Origin of the sequence: Chitinophaga nivalis (assembly GCF_025989125.1) — a bacterium.
Taxonomy (GTDB): Bacteria; Bacteroidota; Bacteroidia; order Chitinophagales; family Chitinophagaceae; genus Chitinophaga; species Chitinophaga nivalis.
In genome coordinates this window covers 2,043,791-2,066,715 of record NZ_JAPDNR010000001.1, presented here as the reverse complement: position 1 = coordinate 2,066,715, position 22,925 = coordinate 2,043,791, and the positions used below count along the sequence as shown (strand labels likewise).

Annotated in this window: 18 protein-coding genes; 11 read left to right on the top strand and 7 right to left on the bottom strand. The window is 41.5% G+C overall.

The window, feature by feature from the left end:
• The first annotated feature begins 84 nt into the window (after positions 1–84).
• Together OL444_RS08475 and OL444_RS08470 are read left to right on the top strand one after the other, a co-directional pair.
• The gene (locus OL444_RS08475; RefSeq protein WP_264733648.1) at positions 85–1,266 is read left to right on the top strand and encodes a hypothetical protein; all 1,182 of its coding nucleotides are present in this window, start codon (positions 85–87) and stop codon (positions 1,264–1,266) included.
• 30 nt (positions 1,267–1,296) lie between these two features.
• Positions 1,297–1,725, top strand: a complete 429-nt coding sequence (locus OL444_RS08470; RefSeq protein ID WP_264733649.1) for a hypothetical protein — start codon at positions 1,297–1,299, stop codon at positions 1,723–1,725.
• Positions 1,726–2,968: 1,243 nt separating this feature from the next.
• Here the strand turns inward: OL444_RS08470 and OL444_RS08465 are convergent.
• Positions 2,969–3,091 (bottom strand): transposase, encoded by a 123-nt coding sequence (locus tag OL444_RS08465; protein WP_264733650.1) that lies wholly within the window; start codon positions 3,089–3,091, stop codon positions 2,969–2,971.
• A gap of 277 nt (positions 3,092–3,368) precedes the next feature.
• Here OL444_RS08465 and OL444_RS08460 point away from each other — a divergent pair, with 277 nt between their 5' ends.
• The 6 genes from OL444_RS08460 (at position 3,369) to OL444_RS08435 (ending at position 12,463) form a co-directional block, all read left to right on the top strand.
• Positions 3,369–4,046 (top strand): RNA polymerase sigma factor, encoded by a 678-nt coding sequence (locus OL444_RS08460; RefSeq protein WP_264733651.1) that lies wholly within the window; start codon positions 3,369–3,371, stop codon positions 4,044–4,046.
• Between the two features lie 80 nt (positions 4,047–4,126).
• Positions 4,127–5,371, top strand: a complete 1,245-nt coding sequence (locus tag OL444_RS08455; protein WP_264733652.1) for a FecR family protein — start codon at positions 4,127–4,129, stop codon at positions 5,369–5,371.
• Positions 5,372–5,545: 174 nt separating this feature from the next.
• Entirely contained in the window at positions 5,546–8,980 is a 3,435-nt protein-coding gene (locus tag OL444_RS08450; protein ID WP_264733653.1) for a SusC/RagA family TonB-linked outer membrane protein, read from the top strand.
• A gap of 27 nt (positions 8,981–9,007) precedes the next feature.
• Complete coding sequence (locus OL444_RS08445; RefSeq protein WP_264733654.1) at positions 9,008–10,585, top strand: SusD/RagB family nutrient-binding outer membrane lipoprotein; 1,578 nt, start codon at positions 9,008–9,010, stop codon at positions 10,583–10,585.
• A gap of 30 nt (positions 10,586–10,615) precedes the next feature.
• Positions 10,616–11,653: a DUF1735 domain-containing protein gene (locus OL444_RS08440; RefSeq protein ID WP_264733655.1), complete on the top strand. Its 1,038-nt coding sequence runs from the start codon at positions 10,616–10,618 to the stop codon at positions 11,651–11,653.
• Positions 11,654–11,683: 30 nt separating this feature from the next.
• Positions 11,684–12,463, top strand: a complete 780-nt coding sequence (locus tag OL444_RS08435; protein WP_264733656.1) for a zinc metalloprotease — start codon at positions 11,684–11,686, stop codon at positions 12,461–12,463.
• 173 nt (positions 12,464–12,636) lie between these two features.
• Here OL444_RS08435 and OL444_RS08430 read toward each other — a convergent pair whose 3' ends face one another.
• Entirely contained in the window at positions 12,637–13,443 is an 807-nt protein-coding gene (locus tag OL444_RS08430; RefSeq protein ID WP_264733657.1) for a PDDEXK nuclease domain-containing protein, read from the bottom strand.
• A gap of 48 nt (positions 13,444–13,491) precedes the next feature.
• Entirely contained in the window at positions 13,492–13,719 is a 228-nt protein-coding gene (locus tag OL444_RS08425) for a hypothetical protein (RefSeq protein ID WP_264733658.1), read from the bottom strand.
• Between the two features lie 349 nt (positions 13,720–14,068).
• Here OL444_RS08425 and OL444_RS08420 point away from each other — a divergent pair, with 349 nt between their 5' ends.
• The 3 genes from OL444_RS08420 (at position 14,069) to OL444_RS08410 (ending at position 17,690) form a co-directional block, all read left to right on the top strand.
• The gene (locus OL444_RS08420; RefSeq protein ID WP_264733659.1) at positions 14,069–14,932 is read left to right on the top strand and encodes an NmrA family NAD(P)-binding protein; all 864 of its coding nucleotides are present in this window, start codon (positions 14,069–14,071) and stop codon (positions 14,930–14,932) included.
• Between the two features lie 6 nt (positions 14,933–14,938).
• On the top strand, positions 14,939–15,868 hold the full coding sequence (locus tag OL444_RS08415) for a helix-turn-helix domain-containing protein (RefSeq protein WP_264733660.1): 930 nt from the start codon (positions 14,939–14,941) through the stop codon (positions 15,866–15,868).
• 535 nt (positions 15,869–16,403) lie between these two features.
• Positions 16,404–17,690 (top strand): EndoS/ChiA family endoglycosidase, encoded by a 1,287-nt coding sequence (locus OL444_RS08410; protein WP_264733661.1) that lies wholly within the window; start codon positions 16,404–16,406, stop codon positions 17,688–17,690.
• Positions 17,691–17,776: 86 nt separating this feature from the next.
• Here OL444_RS08410 and OL444_RS08405 read toward each other — a convergent pair whose 3' ends face one another.
• From OL444_RS08405 to OL444_RS08390, 4 genes are all read right to left on the bottom strand, one after another.
• Positions 17,777–19,147 (bottom strand): DUF4236 domain-containing protein, encoded by a 1,371-nt coding sequence (locus OL444_RS08405; RefSeq protein ID WP_264733662.1) that lies wholly within the window; start codon positions 19,145–19,147, stop codon positions 17,777–17,779.
• A gap of 44 nt (positions 19,148–19,191) precedes the next feature.
• On the bottom strand, positions 19,192–20,187 hold the full coding sequence (locus tag OL444_RS08400) for a hypothetical protein (RefSeq protein ID WP_264733663.1): 996 nt from the start codon (positions 20,185–20,187) through the stop codon (positions 19,192–19,194).
• The gene (locus OL444_RS08395; protein WP_264733664.1) at positions 20,180–22,177 is read right to left on the bottom strand and encodes a phospholipase D-like domain-containing protein; all 1,998 of its coding nucleotides are present in this window, start codon (positions 22,175–22,177) and stop codon (positions 20,180–20,182) included. The genes OL444_RS08400 and OL444_RS08395 overlap by 8 nt, the downstream gene beginning before the upstream one ends.
• Positions 22,178–22,568: 391 nt before the next feature.
• The gene (locus OL444_RS08390; protein WP_264733665.1) at positions 22,569–22,778 is read right to left on the bottom strand and encodes a hypothetical protein; all 210 of its coding nucleotides are present in this window, start codon (positions 22,776–22,778) and stop codon (positions 22,569–22,571) included.
• Positions 22,779–22,925: the final 147 nt, after the last annotated feature.

The following is a 22,925-nucleotide window of genomic DNA, read 5'->3' as shown; positions in this document are numbered from 1 at the left end:
TTCATCCCAAATTCTTAGTTTAAAAAACCACCGGACTATTGTTGTAAGAAAGCAACATAATAACATCAAATATAATCTCAAAATATGCCACAAATCACCACTTACACTGTGGATGCCGCGAAACGCCGCGTCATCACAGTTGAAAACATGGAAGAGTTAGGAATAACACCTAATTTAATTCAGGATTTTTTGAATAAAAAAGTACCTGAATTAAGAAGGGTTAAAGTAGATCAAAAAGGAGTACCTGTGCTGGATAGTAAAAATCAACAAATTCCGTTATGGCCAGTAGGAGTTTCTATAAACGATCAAAAATTTGGTAATTTCCCTGATCCGAACGCTGCACAAAGAGGATGGATCGGATTTTTCGAAATTGGAGCCCCCTTATTTGAAGAAAGGTCGAATATCATTCCACCCGTTGCGGATGTAATATCTACCAGGACCTATGACAATAGATCTGCTGAGGTACGTCAGTTTGCCGACACTATTGAATTTAATATAGAAAATACCATCTCCTGGACTTTATCCACTACGGGAAGCGCTACTTTTGGCGGATTGGTTGCCGGGGAACTACAAGGACAAATGTCACAGACTATACAGACGATTTTGACAGAGAGTTTGACTAATAGCCTGCAAAATCTTACCGGCAATACTACCAAACAAAACCATCATGATCATAATCATAAAGACGATATAGGTACTGAAGATGAATCTGGTACTGAAAGTAAATCGGAAGTTACTACAAAAACGGATATTGCTTCCACCAATTCAAACATGGTAAGTTTCACGGGAACAGGTACTGCTATCGGTCGTGGAGAGTTACATGCAGAACTAGGGCTTTCTTTGACGGGCACAATTTCTGGTACAGTAACAACATCATGGAATTCAAGTTCTAATGTTTCAGGTAGTATTTCTCCCAACTCCCGCGTTGAAACCACAGCAACACAAAGGCGTCAGGTGAAGCAATTTACCTATGAAATACCCATTACGTTTGGTGGATATATTGCATTGAATTATGACGACTTAGTTCTTCCTATTGCGGATGGGAATGGGCCGCCACTTGCCAGTACTAATTATTTAACTCCGTCTAAAATAATTCCTGTTAATATATCTTATTTGCAGCTCGTAGAGTCAGGTAAATTATACAGAGCAAAAGGAATGGCAGAAACAGTATCAGCGCTGGATGTAATCCATACTATTTTTGAGACTAAGCCGCTTTATAGAGATGCTAGTCAAAAATTTGGAACAGAGCGCCCTCATAATTTGTAAAATTAATATAACTTATCTAAATACAATAATATGGCATTTCAAGATATTTTCAATTTTGCCCGCAGTTTATCTGGTGGGGGAAGTACAGCAGAAGAGCAACTTTCGGGATTCATACCAAAAAAAGAAAATGAATCAGTCAGTGTCGCTCCTCACGATCCGTTTAAACCTGAACAACCAGTTCAGCAAGATCCGAAAATCGTGAGAGAAACTTCTCCACAATCCAATATAGTACTCAACTTCATCAAATCAGTGACGGCTGATATTAACCAATGTAGTAACAGCGTAGAAACATCGATGGCTAATCCTTCGACGGTAGTTGATCCTGGTGCAGGAGTGATGGGTAAAGCCAGAGAGACTGCTGATAAGGTTAAGAATGATACGCCTGTTTCCGATACAGTAGTGACTCCTCCTCCTAAACCTAAGAATGAGAAACCAGAGGCATGGAATCCTGATAAATAGGCTAAAAATAAGTATCTAATCAGGTGTTTTTTATCAAAAAAAACCGGTGGGTCCTAAAAACCTGATAGATATTCTAAGTTACTAGTTCAGTAGTTTTTTAAAATAAGAATTTTGGATGAAAAAATGTGGATAACAAAAAAATTATGCAGAAGGTATTCAAAGGAGGAGAAGGAGACCGGTGCGTTATATTTTTTTGAACCTGTTTTGCTATAGTGAGGGCCATTAATGCGAAAAGAGTGTTCATGGAAAATTTAGCCGGATCACTAGAAATTTCAAAGCCTGCGCTGGTCGCAGGCTTTATTCATTTACGCTCTTTTTCACTCAATTAAAGCCGCAGATTCTACCCAGCATTTTGACCTCCCGGCATTTTAGAGATGGATGCCACCGCAATAGTATTTTTAAATATTTACACATTATTTAAATAGAAAAACAAATCCCCATAATGATCTACCGCCATCTTAAATTTAAGAACCACAGACTACTATTGTCTCCAATCTGCAACAAATAAGCTCGAACATTGCCCCCTCCACCCAGCGAAAATGCAAAGAAACCCGCTCATTGAACGGGTTTCTTTGCATTTTTAGTCGGATTGTTAGTCGATTCCTCTTTAATTTTCCCAGGTCAGTTTATACTACTTCACTCCCGTTAACTACCATTTATCAAATGATGGTTACCGCTACAAATAATAAAAATGGAACCATAACTGTTCATTAAATGATTAATTTATCTACTCCCAAATTCCAATTCCTGAAACCCATAACGGGCATTCGTTTAACAGGAAGTTTTTCGCCATGCCTGGTTCCATTCTTAATAATTACAATAACAATGAAAGTGGAAGTAACAGTAACCTCCGTGGTGTCCAGCGAGTATACACCCAATTTGACAGTCTACGTCATCACAGAGAACACCACTTTGTTGAGCGTAAGTCATACCACCAGTGATAATTCTCATAGCATTTCTGTTTAGGCTTTTACCTAATAATTCAAAATTTTTCATGATTATTCATTTTGAAGGGTTACTTAATAGAAGGCCGGACTGATGAATTACAGATAAAGAGTAGGGATGGTAAGGGCCAGCATAGTGATTGCAAGTTAGTGTATGCAACTGATATTGAATGGCAACGAATGACTTTTCAATAATATTTCCACTTCTTCTTTCAGCCGGGCACTTTCTTTTTGAAGTTGAGACAGTTCAGCATCCGTAGCATTTCCTTGCCCTGGAAATGCCTTTCTGATTGGCGCTTCTACATATATAACATATTGGGATGAATACCCGGATCTTGTACAATCTGTGTTACTTCCGATTGTGTCACCAAACGTAAGGCTTCTTCCTTAAAATCTTTGCTGTAAGTCTTTCTCTGTGACATATGTACTAAACTAATATTTTCAAATTTAACTTAGTGTCCGTCAAAACAGACTGGCACAAGCGCTATAAATAATTATGAACTTTACCACCCATACTCCTAAAACTTTTCTTCTTATAAAACTACTTATAAATTACCCATAAATACGCAAAAAATCACTCAATTATACCACACTCCATTTTGTCTTAAAGCATTTACCCTCCTGACTTTCGCGCCACAAAGATCGATGTCTGCTTATAATTATATTTTCACTATTTTACGGCTAAGTAACTGGCTAACAATGGAGGATAAAATACTTTTACGTGCAATAGCAGGAGGCGACGAAACTGCATTCGTAAAACTATTTGAAAAGCATCGGGCAAAAGTATATTTCGTTGCTCAAAAATTATTGAAATCAGACATTAACAGTAAAGATGTATTGCAGGATGTATTTACGACTATCTGGCTAAACCGGGAATCACTCCACGAAGTTGACAATTTTGAGGCCTACCTGTATACCATGGTACGGAATAATATTTATAGCAGGCTAAGAAAACAGAAAACAGAAATAAAAGCGATCAGAAAGATTCATGAAACCAGCGTTGATGTTGATAGCGGCACGGAAGAATCAATTAAGTTGCGTGATCTGCAGGCTACCCTATCCCTGGCGGCCAGCTTATTAACACCTCAACAAAAACATGTATACCATTTAAGCAGAACAGCAGGATTTAGTCATGATGAAATAGCAGCACAATTAAAGATCTCCAAAGAAACCGTCAAGAAACATATTATGGCGGCCAATAAAATTGTGCAAACCTTTTTGCGGGACCAAAGTTTCTTACTTGTAATTTTCTTATGCGTTTGCGATTACACGCACGGTCTGGGCGATTCCCATTCCTATCCGCATGCCGCCAACGTATTTTTAAAAGAGACTAATATATTGATTTCAAATACATTACACAACACCATCGTCTTCTGAAAAAAATATTTTCATTTCATCTACCCCTTTGCATAAATACCGTGCGTCTAGTATTATTAGTGGCCTTTATCTAATCATTTATGCAGGATCGATTGTCGGAATTATTCCATAAGTATATAAATGATAACTGTTCCGGGGCGGAACTAGCGGAGCTATTTGAATTATTCTCGCTTACCGAAAATGAAACAACCGTAAAAGCACTGATCACACAAACTATTGAGGACATAAACCAACATCCGGCACAAATAAATACATTTTTAAGTACGGGCGATGCCGAAAAGATATTAAGTAAAATACTGCCCAATACACACCCTATAACTACTGAAACCAATATACCACCCAGAGTATCATCTCTCGGGTGGTGGTATTGGACAGCCGCAGCGATGGTGGCTGTACTGATAGGTTTGTCTGGCTACTATTACGTTTACCATGCCTCCCGTACACCATCAGCCCAAATCACGCCGGCAGACCGGCATAACATCAGCGGAAACAACAAGGCCACGCTTATCCTCCACAACGGACAAACCATTGCATTGGATAGTGTCCAGAATGGCTTGCTCGCCACGCAGGGGGCAGGACGCGTAGTAAAAACGAAAACAGGTGAGATCATATATAGCGCGGCAGAAAAGGAAGCCGAAGGAATCATGTATAACAACATCACCACACCCCGTGGTGGCCAATATTCACTGCAACTGTCAGATGGTAGTAAAGTATGGCTCAATGCCGCATCTTCCATCAGGTTCCCGGTAGTTTTTCCTGCCAGCGAACGAAAAGTATACATAACAGGTGAAGCATATTTTGAAATAGCACACCTGACAGATCATCGGCATCAGGCTATGCCATTTATTGTTGAATCAGATAATAAATATGCTACCAATGGGAGTTACAAAGTGGAAGTGCTGGGAACCAAATTCAATATTAATGCCTATTCAAATGAACCATTTGTAAGTACCACCTTATTAGAAGGAAAAGTAAAAGTACACGCATACAACACCATGCAATCCCGGGTATTATTCCCTAACCAACAGGTAAATATCACACCAAAAGGAGAGATGAACCTTACCACACCAGCAGATCCGGGCATCGTAATAGCATGGAAAAACGGGTATACACAATTTTCCGCTGTGCCGCTTTCTGTAGTAATGCGACAAATAGAAAGATGGTATGATGTAAATGTTCAATTTGAAGATCATATTACCGATGTAAGATTCACGGGTAAATTAAAACGCAACGAAAGTCTGTCTGAATTCTTAAGAATATTAGACCTGAATGATATCCAATACGAGATAAGCAATTCCACTATTGTCATTAAAAATAAAAAGTAACTCCCACTGTAGGGATCAACCGAAAATGGATTATTGAATTAACAAAATGCACGTTAGAATTTAAGCGACACCAAAGTCAATTGATCATTACTCAATCGAAAAAACATGATTCTCTTCAAAAATGTATTCGAAAGAATACCGCTATTTACATGCCCTGAACTGAAGCCACACAAGATGAAACTGATCTTTCTTTTTCTATTGGCCATCAATATACAATTGAGCGCCAAATCTTACTCACAAAACGTTACGCTGAAAGGAGAGCAATTGCGTATTCCACAAATTTTTTCGGCGATTGAACGCCAGACTGAGTATGTTTTTTTCTACAACGAGGAGGTATTGAAGTTCACCACACCTGTCACGGTAAACCTGCATAATGTTCCGTTGACAGCTGCACTGAACACCTGTTTAAAAGGGCAACCACTGCACTACTCTATTGTAGGACATAACATTATTGTAGTATCAGACGCTCCGAACCGTAATGCCGCTGCTACTGGTACGCAACAGACATCGCTGCTTATAAAAGGTACCGTAACGGATGAAAAAGAAACACCATTAACAGGGGTAACCATCAGAATCAAAGGTACGGCACTTGGCACCAGTACCGATGCCCATGGCCGCTTTCAGCTTTCCGTTCCCGCCAGCAGTTCTAAGATACTGGTCATCAGCTTTATCGGAACTGAAACCGTAGAAATTCCGGTAACAAAAGATGAGACCATTACGGTTCATTTAAAACAACGAACAAACCTGCAGCAGGAAGTAGTAGTTACTGCCTATGGCATCAAACGTCAACCTAAAGAACTGGGGTATGCTGCCACTACTATCACTGGCAAAGAATTGAATCAGGCGGAAAATATCAATGCCACCTCCGGATTAATCGGTAAAGTATCCGGACTTTCCATTCAAACGCAGGACAACAACCTCAATCCGTCTTATAAAATCAACTTACGCGGAAACAGGTCTATTACCGGAAACAATTCCGCTATCGTTGTATTAGACGGAGCCATTGTGCAACCTTATATCCTGAATAATATCAATCCTAATGATATTGAAAGCGTAAACGTACTGAAAGGCAGTGCTGCGGCGTCATTATATGGTTCCAACGGTAGTAATGGCGCGTTGGTGATTACCACGAAAAAGCCAGCTGCCGGTAAAACAGAAATAAACTTTAAAACCAGTATTCAGTGGGAAAGCATTTCCAAACTACCTAATCTGCAATATACCTACGGTGGCTGGGGAGGCGAATCTTCCTATGTAGATCCTGTAACCGGACAACCGATCAATGTTCCGTTTGAAAATCAGCAATTCGGACCTAAATACGATGGCAGTATGGTGGAAGTAGGAACACCGAAGCGGATATTTTATAACGACGGTACCTATAAAGACACTGTGATAAGCACTACGTACTCACCTAAAAAGGGAGCACGCACCGATTTTTTTCAAACAGGTATTACCAAACAGTATGATTTATCCCTGAGTGCCGCTTCTCAGAATTCATCGATTTATGTAGCCTACCAGCGCACCAATCGTTCAGATATCATTCCGGAAAATAAGCTGTCGAAAAACTTCTTTAAACTGAATGGTAGTACCAAATACAGTATACTGAACATCGATTATGCGCTGGCCTATACCAACACCAGCACAAACGAGATCTGGAACAGAGGAAGTTTATATGGTCAGATCCTGAATTCTCCGGCACACGTTGACTTAAACTGGTTCAAAACCGGCTTCTTTTCTTCTCCGGACAACTACTACAATGCCTGGAATGATAATCCGTGGTGGAACCTGTATAATTTCAGAACAAAAAGCACCGATAATAAACTGGTGGGAAATGTAGCTGCAAGACTCCGGATAACAGACAATATAGAAGCCAGCTACCGGTTCGGTTATACCTATAGTGTATACAATTATAAAAATACCGGGAATGGCTGGAAATACTCTGATTACGAGCAAAGCAATCCCTATAATATTCCGGGTGGTACCCAGGCATCCAACAGAAAGACATTATTGCCTACTACCAGTGGCGGATCCTCCTTTGAATCAAAGATTACGGGAGACCTGTTATTGACATTCAAGAAAGAGCTGTCAAAAAACATTAGCTCCAAACTCTTATTGGGGCACTCCATCATGCAGGACAGATACAACCAGGAAGGTTTTGGCGCCTCCACCCTTGCCTTTAACGACTTTTATAACGTATCTAGCTATATTGGCCAGCAAAATGCCAGCGAAAGCATGGCCGCGCTAAATCAGCAGGCCGCATTTGCTGATTTATCTTTCGGTATCAATAAATACCTGTTTGTACATGGTAGTTATCGTTTCGACTGGACTTCTATATTAGCAGCTGCTAACAGAAGATTCTCCTACGGATCAGCAGATGTAGCATTTGTACTTTCTGATGCACTCCCCAACCTGTTCAACAATGACGTGGTGAATTTTGCAAAGGTAAGAGTGGCATACAGCCAGACAGGCCAGGTAAATTTAAGTACCATCAGTACTTACGGCGCTTATCTGACTACACCATCCTTCAACGTGGCTTCCAACTACCCCTACAATAATAGTGTAGGATATAGCAAAAATACACTGGCTCCCAATCGTAATCTGAAAGATGAACGGACCACGGAAATAGAAGCAGGTATTGAACTCAGCTTCCTGAAAAACAGAATTAATTTTACCGGAACGGTTTTCCGGCAAAGAACAAAAAACCAGACCATTCCCACACAGGTATCTCCTACAACAGGATTTTCGGCCATGCTGGTGAATGGTGGTGAAACCTCCAATTTTGGGGTAGAATCAGATATCAAACTGACCCTCATTGATAACAGATCTACCGGATTCAGATGGGATATAGGCGCCAACTTCTCCTATATCAATAATAAAGTAATTTCATTACCTAATGATGGCGCTGATTTGTCGATGACAAATGATGCATATGCAGTAGTAGGTCATGCTTTCCCGGCATTAAAAGTAACAGATTTTGCCAGGGACCCTGCCACAGGAAAAGTTATCGTTGACAATAACGGTTATCCTACACGCGCAGCAGCCTATAAGTTCATGGGCTCTATTTTCCAACCTTACCGCATAGGTCTGAATACCTCCGTTTCCTACAAAAACTTCTCACTCTCCATCGTAGCAGACTACAGAGGCGGTGGTGTATTGTTTAACCAGATCGGGCAATTATTAGACTGGACAGGCGCCTCCGAACACTCTACCTATGGTAATCGCGAGCGGTTTATATTCCCTAATTCTGTTTATGATGATGGAAGCGGACATTATGTAGAGAATAATTCCAGACAAATTGCCAATGTATACCAGTTCTGGCAGGCATATAGCACTGTGGGAACACCCTATGTTACCAGCAATGCTTTTTGGAAACTGAGAGAAGTGGTATTGTCTTATAGCGTACCGGCAGCTGCCTTTAAAAGATTAAAAAATATCCAGGGCGTTACCGTATCCGCTACCGGCAGGAATTTGCTGATGTGGAGACCGACAGAAAATATCTGGACTGATCCCGAATTTAATCTTGGCGGCGCCTATAATGCAGATGGCACCACCAACACTTCACAAACACCGCCCACAAGATTTATAGGTGGAAGTATCAGTGTCAGATTTTAATTTTTTTCAACAGGAAACTTTTACAAAATGAAAGTAGTCATTAAATATTTACTCGTTCTGTTGCTGATAGCAGGGACGTCGGCTTGCTCAAAAAAATATTTCGATATAAATGAAGATAATCCCAATAATCCCAACAACGTAGACGTCGATCTGGTGCTGTCTCCACAGTTAAGGAGTATTGCCGCCATACAGCATATGGGATCAGATGACATGTCGTATTGGATGGGTTATTGGACCATAGGCGGCGGTTCTTTTGTGAACTCCTATGTATTCAATTACACCTTCGACAACAAGTGGTTTCAGGGTATGTGGACCAGCTACTACAGCTATCTTGGTAATTTACAGTACATAGACCAGCATGCAAACGGGAATAACTTTTACCGGGGTATCGTGAAAACACTGAATGTCGTTTGTTATCATAACCTGATTGATCTGTTTGGAAATATTCCTTACTCGCAGGCGTTACAGATCGATAAATACCCTACACCGGTGTATGATGATGCCGCCACTATTTATAATGATCTGTACCAGCAACTGGACAGTGCCAGAAACCTGATTAAGCAATGGACCGGCAATACCCCCAAAGGTGATATTATGTACAATGGGAATAAGGGCAATTGGATCAGATTTATCAATACGCTCCAGTTAAGATTACTCCTCAGAGTGAGTCAATTACCAACCAAACCGGCTTATTATGCCACTGCATTAAATAATCTGCGCAGCAGTGCAGCAGCCGATGGATACATTTCAAGTATACAAACAGAAGGAAATGTAAATCCCGGATTCTTCAACCAAAGCGGCAAAGGTAACCCCATGGTAGAAAGATTCTGGAATATCAGCCAGCATCAGCAAACCTCCAGCTACAACTACTATCGGGCCAATGCGGCAGCCGTTAATTTTTACCTGGATGGATTCAATGGCTACGGCGACTGGCGGTTATACAGGGTGTACGCTCCATATGATAATAATCCGGACCACTTTAAAGGCGCTTATTTTGGCATACCTACCGCTAATAATGATACCTTATCAGGTTTCTCCTGGGGGGATAAGGTAAATGGCAGTTTCTCCGGTACGAATGGCTTTGGCATTATCAAAAATATCAGTCAGCCTATTCCGATGATTACCGCTTTTGAAAGTTATTTCCTGCAAGCCGAAGCCAGCTATAGGAATCTGATTCCGGGTGATTATAAAGAGCTATACAAAAATGGGGTGCGCGCCAACTTTACCTATTTATACAAAGGTTCTTTGCCAGATCCTTCCGGCAGTATTTCCTACCAGCCCAATAATGCTATTGAAGATGCCAATGGTTACATGGCCCAGACTTCCGGTAAGATCAACAACTTCAATATAGAGCTGACCAGCGATCCGCTGCAAACCATCTTATCACAGAAATGGATTGCCATGAATGGCGTCAATCCATTTGAACCTTATGCTGATTTCCGGCGCACCGGATGGCCTACCTATATTTATGGTTCCAAATACCCGGGCGCACCCGCTTTACCTAAAAGAGTTTTTTATCCAAGCATAGAATACGCTACCAATAAGGATAATGTAAACGCGCAAGGAGCAGATTTACTGACCAAAAAAATATTCTGGGGTAGATAATTTTTCCTGGTACCTACAAAATACTGAAAGATGAAAAAGCATTTTAAACTGATATATATAAGCCTCCTGACTTTGGCGCTGCCGTCTTGCCTGAAAGATAAATTTGGCGCATCTCTGTCGGATATACCGGGCACCTTCATCGTAGAACTGGCGCCGAAAGATGATGGCGCTACCACTTCGATAGATAGCCGCACAAAAACGATCTCCCGGTTACCTTCTACCCTGAAAGCAGTAGATACGATCAGCATTCCGGTTTATCTCGGCAATACTACCGGTACTTTAGACTACGACGTAACCGTAACCCTATCAAGGGATACCGCTGCCATTACCAAATACAACATCGTTAACGGAACAAACTGGCGCTTCTTCCCGGAGAATACCATCGTCAGTGAAAACTTAAAAGTAACGATACCGGCAGGCAAAAACATCGGCTACTTTAAACTATTAGTGAATACGCTACAGGTAAAACCGGACGACAAGTATATGGCCGCCTATCGTATTACAGCAGTGCCCAAACCGCTATCTATCAGCGCCGACAGGTTCTATGTGCATTACAAACTGATTGTTAAAAACAAATACGACGGTTTATATTCCCTGCGATCCGGCGGTATGACCGACTATCAGTTCGCAGAGAATACCTTTATCGGTAGCACTACAGTGGACTTAGTCACGGTAGATGATTCCACCTGTATTATGAGAGATGCCTACGCATTCAACAATGGTTACCTCGATCCGAATGGCCAACCATTAAACGCACATATATTCTGGAGTACTGCCAGCAACAGCTGGAGCTGGTATGGATATTTCTGTCCGGTATTACATTTCAACCCCAATGGAAATGGCCAGATCATACGTGTTACAAATTATTTCGGACAACCTGACCCGGTAAGAGGGCGCTCGGCGCGTTTAAGCCCCAATCCTGCAGAAGCAACCGCATCTGCCTGGGATCCGGCAACCCGGAATGTAAAGGTATATTACTTAATGTACGATGGGACTTATCAAGGGGGATGGCAAGGTGCCAAAGTATGGTTCTATGATAACCTGACCTTTATAAAAGAAAGACCCTGATCTATATTTTAACCTGAAACACGTTTTTTTATGCCATACAAAAATATAATCCTGGCAGCACTGTTATTTTGCTTTAGCTGCTCCAAATCAGACAAGCAACAGGAGCTGTCTTTTGAAAACAACCTTACCCGCATTAAGGTCTCAGACAATATCTGGTTTAATAAGAAAGTAGATTTTTCAAAAAGTAAAAATATCCGGGTATTTGTCGACAACCGGCTTTCAGGCGCTGATGGTAATGTGGTGGCCAAAGCTATCCATGCTGCCATTCCCGTAGCCCAAAAGTATCTCAGTCAGCTATCTCCCAATATTAACATCACCAGCATCACATATGGCGATGTACTTCCGGCACTGGGGACTACTTACGATGTGGTGATCAGAGCGGACAACAGTGGGGTAAATGCCGCGCCTGCATGGGCGCATATTCCCGATGGTACGGGCAATGTAGGTGACCTCATGTCCGTCAACCTGGATGTAAATCAAACGAATTTAAGCTGGGCACATGTATATTATACCAGATTAATCATTCACGAATTTTTACACATCCTTGGTTATGGACATACCGGCGCCGTTTCCAGTGGCGATTATGACGCCAATGTAGCGGAAATGGCCATCCCAAATGTACATAATACGGTACAAGAACCTACGCTGGCAATCATGTCGAGCTATGGCCCTACCCATTCCCTGATAGGATACAGCAGCACACCAGCCGACTTTGATGCAGGCACCAACCCATTTTATGTATTTACAAAGGGCGATCTGGCTCAATTAAACTGGTACTATTCCCTCAAAGCACCATATGATGTTTATTAAGTATTATTTGCGATAAAATAATATGCAAGCGTACATCATTACTTAAAACAAAGCGGGAGGCAATATTGCCTCCCGTTTTGTTTTAAGTAATGTATTGATAACATGTAAATTGTGCAAGTGGCACTTGCACAATAAATAGAAATGGTACATATAGATTTTCTCTGAATAAAACATTAAATATCTCTGCTCAATTTGTATTGCTCCTCTTCAATAATCTTCGCCAATTCAATTTCACTGGGCAGATTAATAAGATATTTTGATACAAAGACCTGTTGTGGCAATCCTGCCGTTGCATGCCTTACCAGATTTTCATTTTTATTCGCGCACAATATAATACCTACCGGTGGGTTATCTCCTTCATTCATTTCATGCTCCTTATAGTAATTTAGGTAAACATTCATCTGTCCAGCGTCCGCATGCGTAAATTCACCAATTTTCAAATCCAGTAACACATGGCATTTTAAAATCCGATGATAGAAAACAAGATCAATACGATAATGTGTGTTATCAAATGTAATACGCCGTTGCCTGGCTTCAAAACAAAATCCATTTCCCATTTCCAATAGAAAAGTTTGCAGATGGTTAATGATCGCCTGTTCCAATTCTGTTTCCGTATATACTGCTTTTTCTTCCAGTCCTAAGAATTCCAACATATATGGGTTACGAAATACATCCTCAGGTTTCAATCCTTCACTTTTTGTTTGACTTTCCAGCATAGCTTGTTTATCGCTGCTTAACCCAGTACGCTCATACAACATACTATTTATTGCCCGTTGCAAATCCCGTACACTCCAATTATTCTTAATGGTTTCTATTTCATAGAAACTACGTTTTAAAGGTGTATCTGATTTCAGCAACTCTATAAAATGAGAAAAACTAAGCCTGTTAGGCAAAAGATCAGAAGTAGTTTTGAGATTATCTACTATTGGTTGGTTAGTTGTACTTTCCGTAGTGATGGATTTTGCGGACAGTGTCCGCAAAATTGTAACATTATGTAAATCAGTTAAAGTGTCGCTCTCTGATAGCTGTCACGCCACTTTTTTCAGCTTAACAACTATTTCCTTGTACAACCTTTGTCCATAGGCTGCACGATCTTCTCCATGTTGCTCATACTCTAAAATATAAAAACCTATTACCCAGTTACGTAATGTTAAAGCAGTATTTACCTGTTTTTGAGCCTGATTTAAAAAATAGTGGTTGGTCTCTTGAATACTGTAAACTAGTTTTTCAATATTGATAACTTCTTTTGTATTCATAACTATAGTAATAAGCCTTTTGCAAAAAAGAATGTGTTAGCTAAAATAAATCATTTCCGTCATTGTAGAGCGAAGTAGGCTTTCATCATCACATGAATTTCGGTATAATCAGACAAAATCATCATCAACCTCAAGACTGAACGAAAAAGATAACGCGGAGGTGGCATACGGGAACAAGTACCTCTATTCCAAAGAAAAATAATGATGCTTTTATAAAAGATCTCCAGCTGGTATAGAATCGGGTGAACAACAAATTTCCTTTTCATACATTTTCATACAATCTTCTGAGATCTGAACACTTTTTCCCCGACTCACCAGCGGACCTTTGCCCTACATTAAATCATCTAAAATGAAAATTGTACTCACCGGTTCTCTGGGCAACATCAGTAAACCACTCACAAAAATCCTCACCGGGGAAGGACACCAGGTAACCCTCATCAGTTCAGATGCCAGCAAAATACCGCAGATAGAAGCGTTGGGGGCTCAACCTGCTATTGGTAAAATACAGGACCTGCCTTTTCTCATACAAACATTCAAAGAGGCAGATGTAGTATATTGTATGAATCCACTGGATTTCACAGCCAGTGAACTAACGGCATGGTCAGGGTATACAGACAACTATATTCAGGCCATCCGGGAAACAGGTGTAAAGCGGGCAGTTGTACTCACCGGCTGGATAGCCAACTGCCTGAAATCCGTAGAACCGGAAAAAGAATGGAAAACGCTGACAGACGTAGCCATTACTTTTATGCGCCCGGGTGTTTTTTACAGTAACTTTTATATCCTGAAAGATATGATCCGGCAACAGGGCGTGATCCATTCTAATTACGGCGGAGACGATATGATCGCCTTCGTGGCGCCGGAGGATATCGCAGCAGCGATAGCGGAAGAGATCAATACACCTGTAGCCACCGGCACAAAGATCAGGTATGTAGCCAGTGAAGAGCTCACCTGCACCCAGGCAGCACAGATCATCGGGGAAGCCATCGGAAAACCAGACCTGCAATGGGAAATAATACCCGGAGAACAACTCAAACAAGACCTGGAAGCAGCTGGCATGACGGATGTATTTGCCAGCTTACTTGTAGAAATGCATGAAAATATGCATAACGGAAATGCCCAGAAAGATTACTACCTTAACAGACCGGTATTAGGAAAAACAAAACTGCGGGATTTTGCCAAAACATTTGCTACCTGGTACCATCAAAACTAAATGACTATGTCCGGAAACCTGCCGCTGAAAATAAAAGGCATCAGCCAGCTGTTACAGCTGCGAGGGTTGCCCAAATCAAAACATCCCCTTATTGCGGTATTCGACATCGCCACTATCAAGGAGTTGCCTAATCACCTGGAAACACCACTGACCACCGATTTTTATTTCATCGGGTTGAAGCAATTCCTGCCCTGTGTGGTAAAAATGAAGTACGGACAGCAGGAACAGGATTTTGATGAAGGCCAGATGAGATTTATTGCACCAGGGCAGGTGTTTAGCTACTATGCTTATCCAACAGAAGAAATAAATCAGTCAGGATGGTTGTTATTAGTCCATCCTGACTTCCTATGGAACTCCCCGCTGGCAAAGAAAATAAAGCAGTATGAGTTTTTTGGTTATTCCATGCATGAAGCATTATTCCTGTCTGAACAGGAGGAGTTGACCATGAAAGGACTATTCCGGAATATTGAGCAGGAATATAGTACCAACATCGATCAATTCAGCCAGGGCATTATTATCTCCTTGATCGAATCTTTACTCGGTTATGCTGAACGCTTTTACCAACGGCAGTTTATTACCCGTAAAATCACACATCACAGTATTGCGAACCAGCTGGAAGCATTGCTGGAAAAGGCATTCACGCCTGAAATACTGGCACAGAACGGCATTCCTACTGTAAAATACATCTCCGGTCAGCTGAATATTTCTCCCAACTACCTGAGTAGCCTGTTAAAGATGCTTACCGGCAACAGTACGCAGCAACATATACAGGAAAAGATCATAGAAAAGGCAAAAGAGCGGCTGGTAACCACCGACCTTTCTGTAAATGAAATTGCTTTTGAACTGGGATTTGAATACCCGCAGTCTTTTTCCAAATTGTTCCGGACAAAGACAAACTATTCACCACTGGCATTCAGAAAATTCAGCAGACATTAATTTATACATTGCGCTGGTGCTACAGCCTGGCGGATGATTACGCTGTTTGCATTATTCAGGTAATAACAACAGAAGCCTCCATCGCAAAATAGTATGCATTTTGGCGAAAAAAATACACTAAATACAGCTGATTATAATGTAAATTACCCTATCTGTCGATGTTATCTAAAACGAGCGTTATTATTACAAAGTTGATTCCATGAATAATGAAAAGTAGTTGAACCCGGCATTGTCATGCTTTAACAATGTTACCCCATTATTAAAGCACCATGCATCATCACCAACAGGTAGTCGCGCATTCAGTAACAGCAATAGCAATATTGTTGCCATACCAACTTAGTCCGGTAATGCCAATGGTTATGCAAACCCGCAGGTTGCCCGAATAAATTGTCTGAGCTGCAGGCATCAATCGATCAGATGAATACCATCCGTTATCACACCAGTTATGCTACACACCACACAAGGATGTTGAAGTGATTTCCGTTATGTCATGATTTTACAGCAGGCATTATTATTCATCATAAAATTCATCCAAATGAAACAGCAATGTTTATCGTTCAGATTAATCACCGCTTTCATCATCCTCCTTTCCGGCGCCAGCTGTACCAAAGAATTGCGTTCTTCGGAAGCACTCCCCCACAATGAATCTGCCATGGCTGCCAGCGCAGTGGTTACCGAATCGCTGGATAGCCTGCGAGCATACAAAAGCCGGCCTCATGAAATTTATGCCGCTTTTTATCGCCTGGAAGGCCCATGTTATGGTCCTGCTCCATTTGGCACCAATTTTTCCCAGGTACCCGACAGCCTGGATATATTAATCCTGTTTTGCTTCTCTCCCAGCTCTCCGGTAGCCAACCAGGTACCCGGATGGATCAATACCCTGCATACCAAAGGCACCAAAGTAATTCTGACAGGAGGATTAGACCTCGTTCCGGGTGCTACACATGATTCTGTTGGATACGCCCTGACCGCCAAACATATCATGGATAGCGTCGTAAATAAATATGGTTTCGATGGATATGACATCGATATAGAAAGCACGCCCTCCGGACAAACCCTGACAGATATGGCGGGTGTGTATAAGGCCCTGTCTAAATACCTTGGTCCAAAATCCGGTACCGGCAAACTATTGACGTTTGATACCAATCAAAATGGCAACAACAGTCTTTTCCAAAAAGTATATACCCTCGTCGACTATGTATGGCTGCAGGCCTATGGCCGTGGCGCCAGTACCTTACAATCTACCTGGAACAGTTTCTCCCCTTATATCAACGCTTCGCAGTTTGTACCCGGGTTTTCTTTTTATGAAGAAAGAGGATATCCTTCCAATGTATGGTATGATGTCACCTATCCGGTAAACGGTACCGGTCGTGCCTATGACTATGCCCGCTGGGAACCTGCTACCGGTAAGAAAGGCGGTGTATTCAGCTATGCCATAGACCGAGATGCCCCGCTGACCTCTTCCACAGATAACACGGCTTATGCGCCTACTTACATCGTCAGCAAGCAATTGATTCAGATCATGAATCCCGGCGGCGGCGGCACCGGAAGCACCGGCGTGGTATTCTACCAGGATGCCAATTATGGTGGTACTGCCTCTCAGCCCATTGCCAAAGGCAATTATATCTTATCTCAATTACAGACAAAGGGAGTGGTAAATGACTGGGCATCTTCTGTAAAAATTCCGGCCGGCTGGACTGTCATCCTCTATGCAGACGATAATTTTTCCGGTACCTCCTGGACATTGACCAGTAACAACAGCTGGTTGGGCGGATTATCTCCCAATGCGAATGATAAAATGAGCTCTGTAAAAATACAGTAGCAGTTATTTTTCGCCTCAATAGTAAAGGCTGATACTTATTTCAACATACTCCACATACATGCGCTCAGTAAAAACTGAGCGCATTTTCATTTGCACGTTTCCCCAATTCGGTGTTGGAGCGCTCCTATTTTCGTGAGGAATCCGCCAAAGTCATCCATGGCAGCAGGTTTGGAAGTAGAGATAATTTCGAAAATACCGGTATTGGAAGTAAATGTATATTCGGAATAAGCACATACCGGTAATTGACGATTGTTATTAAAGCGCCGGTCCGGCCTACCGGACTTGTTCACATACTGCCAGGTATAATCAATCACTTTAGCATCGTTGGGTAAGATGTCGGATTCAATAAACCGGATCACCTTACTGGTAATGTGTAAATTCTTATAAAATACCGCAGCAAAAGTAGAACCCCGTTTTATTAACAGCCGTTCAGGCAGAAAAAACAGCTCCACCTTATTTAAGGATATGCAGGGAATCGCTACGTTGGTAATAAAATACGGCATGGGCTTTTTATCTTCCGTGATACCGCGCACCTTGATTCTTTCTATTAATTTGGCAGCACCTGCGTTCCGCTTCTGATCAGTCGTTCGCTGTGCGTTCAGGTACTGCCAGATCCTGGCCGATCTGGAGAAGGTGGTAAAATGCGTTTTAAACTGCTGATAAACCTGCTGATATTTATGATCCATGTCGTAATGCAATTCCATTTCAAATCGCTTCCTGTCCAGCTTTTTCAACCAATAGATCAGGGGTACAAAACAAAAAAAACAAAGCCACAGTTCATACACCAGGTATTCGTTTACCGGGTGCCATTGTGTTTCACTCACCTGATCATGAAAGATGTAATCAATATCTGCCACCTCATGGTTGATATAAGCAATCGTATCAGCCAGCTTTATTTTATACCATTGCGGATTGGCAGCATCGAGTACTAAAAATGTTTGCCCATAAGTTGCCTTTTGTACAACCGGGGACTTTACATCCGGCGCCTGCCGGATATTCCCGCCGGTAGCTGCATATACCCGCACAATAGTGCTGTCGCTGGCCGGTTGTATGATTTGCTGTTGCCGCTCAACCGAAGTAAATAACAGCAGCAACAGGATAGCGCACAACGGCAGTATCCCCCATAGTTTTACATAGGAAACCAGTTTACCTTTTTGATTCAGTGTAGTAATAAATGCCTGGGAATCAATATCAGTCAGCTGATCGACATCTGCCGACGTTATTTCATGGATGGTTTCAACAGTAATTCTTTGTGGTATGACAGGTGGCAAAGGGGTAGCAGGACCGGCTATTTTCCGGCGATAGCTGATACCATGTGTACTTAAGTGAACATATGTTCCATGGGTATTTACATGTACACGGGCTCCTTTTACGCCCACGGAGTAACTCACCCCGCTTTTGGAAAAGTTGACACGAAAAGGGCCAACACCTATAGATTTTCGATAAGACCAGCTCATAACAATAAGTTGTGATGTAGGAAAAGGATCGTCGGAATCAGTCGTTATTTTACTTTAGTAATACCTATAAAATTGAGGATGGTTTTTTCCGCTTCATCTTTGGAAGCGGCATAGGGATGTAGTTCAAACCGTTTGATATTGGATTGTTGCAACCAATAAGTCCAGCACAGTTTAATGATCTCCATATCTGTTGGATGTACAGTAGCAGCACCATCTTTCGACAAAGAACGATCATAGGTTTCCATCACCAGTACCTCCAGGTTTTTCAGGTATTCATTGTCTACGGGCTTTATCTGAAACTGTTTATTTTTTTCCAGAAACTGCTGCATATTATTTTCCCCGGATTTTAAAAATGCTTTCCGGAAGCGGTTGATGGTATTCTTACTCAGATCAAATCCCTGGTTAAAGATACCCGCCTCAATATATCCGTCGGTGAGCAGGATGAGGAGGTTGCGATAGGTATTGACATAACTGTTGTTGCCATACTTAATCGGATTCTCCGCAGCGAGTACTCTCTTTTCATCTATACCCTGGTGGAAATAACTCCAGATGTCTGCACCCACATTTTGCTTGACCGCAAGGCCATTCATGCGGGTAAACTCCGTTGTCATGTCATAGATATCTTTGCTGAGTGTTTGACTTACACCATTGTTCCCGGTGATATAGTGAATGCGGTCCAGTTGATTGGCAAATCTGCCAAAATCAATCAATAGGTTATCCGTATTCACCTTATACTGGCTGATTAATCCTTTATTGATAAAATCAATGGTCAATTTATCTTTCTGATATTCTGATCTTTTAAACCGGAGTATAGCAGGATATAAATTGCTGGTGATAATAGACAGAATATCCACATCATTAAGTGGGCGTTTATATCGGTCCGGATCAACCCGATTAGACAGATCAGGTACAAACAGTATATTAAAATGCGTAGTCGTAAACGTTTTGCCGGTATCCGGCTTAGGGTGGACTGTCTGTGGAGTGTAGCATTTAAAGACAGGCAGCAGTGCCACAAGGCAGCAGAAAAAGAGCTTATGCATCCTGGGTAATTTTTACACGTTTATCAATGTTGCTGATATACAGCTTTTCTCCCTGCCACCTGGCTGCTACTTCAGCTGCCTGTGCGGTTTTGGCAGTAGCTTTGGGTATCGCATATTCCTGATGCAGGAAATCATTCCATCCTTCCAAAAATATATTGATCCGGTCTTTTAAGGCATCTACAGAAACAGGCAGATTGTCCGATTGTATATGTATGGTATAGATAGCCGCTATCTTGTCTATGTTTTCTGCATCTTTCAATCGTTGGCCACGCTTTTTTTGTAAGTCCTGGTTTAACCGGATGGGCAGCTCCCGCAGTTCCAGTTCCGTATGTTTCACGTCTACTCTTAGTTGCACAATGTTTACTTCGAGTATCATTACATTTTCCTTCAACAAAGTGATCTGATTCGTGTGAACGGCCATTTCCTCCCGCAGGTGTTTTATGTTGAGTTGATTGCGTTGTGCGATAATATCCGGACTCCGTTCTTCAAAGAAGTAGATCAGCTTTTTAAAAGCCAGTTTAAATAAAAGCAGTCCGGAAGCACCAAATACAAATACGAGATAGAAATTGGTATCCTTAAACACCATACCGGGCATCCAATGGGTAGTAACATTTCCCTGGGCATAATTCACTTCATACACGGCCTCCGTAACCTTATAGGCAATAGCCCCATCTAACACAATGATGCCGAATATAAATCCCAGCACCGATACCAGTTGCTTTTTTTTGGGATGCACGAACTGGTCTACAATGGCAAAAGCCAATGGAATAAATACAAAAAGGAAGATAAAAAAAGTAGCGGTCCCGGGTTTGCTTAATGCTTTTGTCAGCGCTTCCGGATTAAAAATCTGTGCAGCAGCCACCGGAATATTCTGTACTTCCTGTAAATGCGCATCTTCTACACTGAAAAGCAATATGTAGGCTGCAGACGAATAAAAGATCAACAGATAGCTCAGGAGGGCTGCATTAAAAATTACAATCGGAATAAACTCAAACCATTTAAACCGGGGCTTCACTGTTGCTTGTTCCGCCAGCTTTATTTGCTTATCTACTACGGCACACTCCTGTTCTTTAACAGGTATTTTATGATCTCTTATGTCATGAATATTTTTAGTGGCCGCTTCTATTTCAGCGGCCAGTCTTATGCCCTTTACTTCCAGATTGGTTTTGGTAATGGCGTTTTCCCTTTCCAGGAAATCGATCTGTAGCTCACATTTTTTTTCTAAATTATCCTGGCTTTTGATCCGGTATTCTTCAATTTTGGCAATGAGTCGCTTTTTCTTATCGTCGATCACATCAATATCATTGATAAAAATTGCATACAAGGTGTCAAATGCCTTATATAACACCTGATGATCACCGTTATTGGCACTACACCGTTCAAAACCCTGCTCCCGGATTAGTTTACGGTCGAAGCTACCTATTTCAGCAGCAATCATGGCGTCCAGTACTTTTTCAAATTCGGTGCCTGCTTTTATGGATTGGGTTACCGGTATTTCTTTCGATAGTTCTGTTTTAATAATAACCGGAACAGGTTCATTATGCTGTTCCAGAATCTGCTGTTTAACCTGATGGAAGTTCTCTATTAATGCCTGGATAGTAGCGGCGTGGTTGGTACTGATAATACTCTCGTGATTATTCTTTTTGGCATTAATAGTCCAGTTATAAGAGCCATGTAGGGCAATGCGTTTATCAATGACGCAGTACTTCTGATTCATCATGCCATAGCCATTACTCTTTATTTTATAAACGGCGGCCCCTTTTGCGGCCAATTGATTAAAATCCAGCTTTTCATTATCGGGGTTATCAGCGATAATGATTTCTATGGCAACCGCCTGGTCTAGTTTCTCAGACAAAATATTGAATAAATCTTCATCCGTAAACCAGCCGGTAGCCACCATAATTTCAGTGGTTGCCTGTTGTAATTCATGCCGGATTTTAGCATAAATTTCCTTGTTGTCATTAATGACTTGCTGATCGATGAGTTCCATGGTGAAGGAGGGAATTTGGAGTTAAGTAATATACTACACTCAGAATATGGGAGATGGTACCGCTACAGCTGAAGAGCGCCGTTCCCAATCGCAAAGCGTTTTGTTACTGCGGGTGGCACTCTCCAGTGTTGTTTTGGTAATCTTGTACTGACAATTCTTCAATCCTCTGCAATCTGCTTTGTAGTGATACTTTCTGACATTTTTACTACTGCAGATATATACGGCAGTAGTATCCATGCAGCTAACGGAATTAAAAAGACAATATGCCAATAGAAACGTTTTCATTGATTAAAGTCAGTTACAGCTTATTATGCAGGAGGTTTCAGAAAGGGTGTTAAACAATCCTATGGGCGGAAGGAGCTGTTAGAACAAGGTATGCGTAAAGCAGGAGTTATCGTTTGTTACAATCCGGTGAACAGAACTGGCACCCATCCGCTTCTGAATAGTACTTCTTTGCATCGTTGACGGCATCCCGGCAGGATTCAAATTGTCCCAGATACAATCGGTTATCGAACGTAGGCAAATAGTTACAGTTCTGATCATGAACTTCATGGTCGCCGTTCATTTGCGTAATTTTTGATACATAATAGCTTAGTTTCATAGTGGTCTTTTTTATTGTTAGGAATGATGTATCAAAATTAGTTATTGGGTAAGGATGGTTTTTACGGGAAACCGTAATCCGATATTTTTAATGCAGAAGAAGCGCGTTATAGGGAAAATAAGCGGCGGGTATATACAATATAAAACA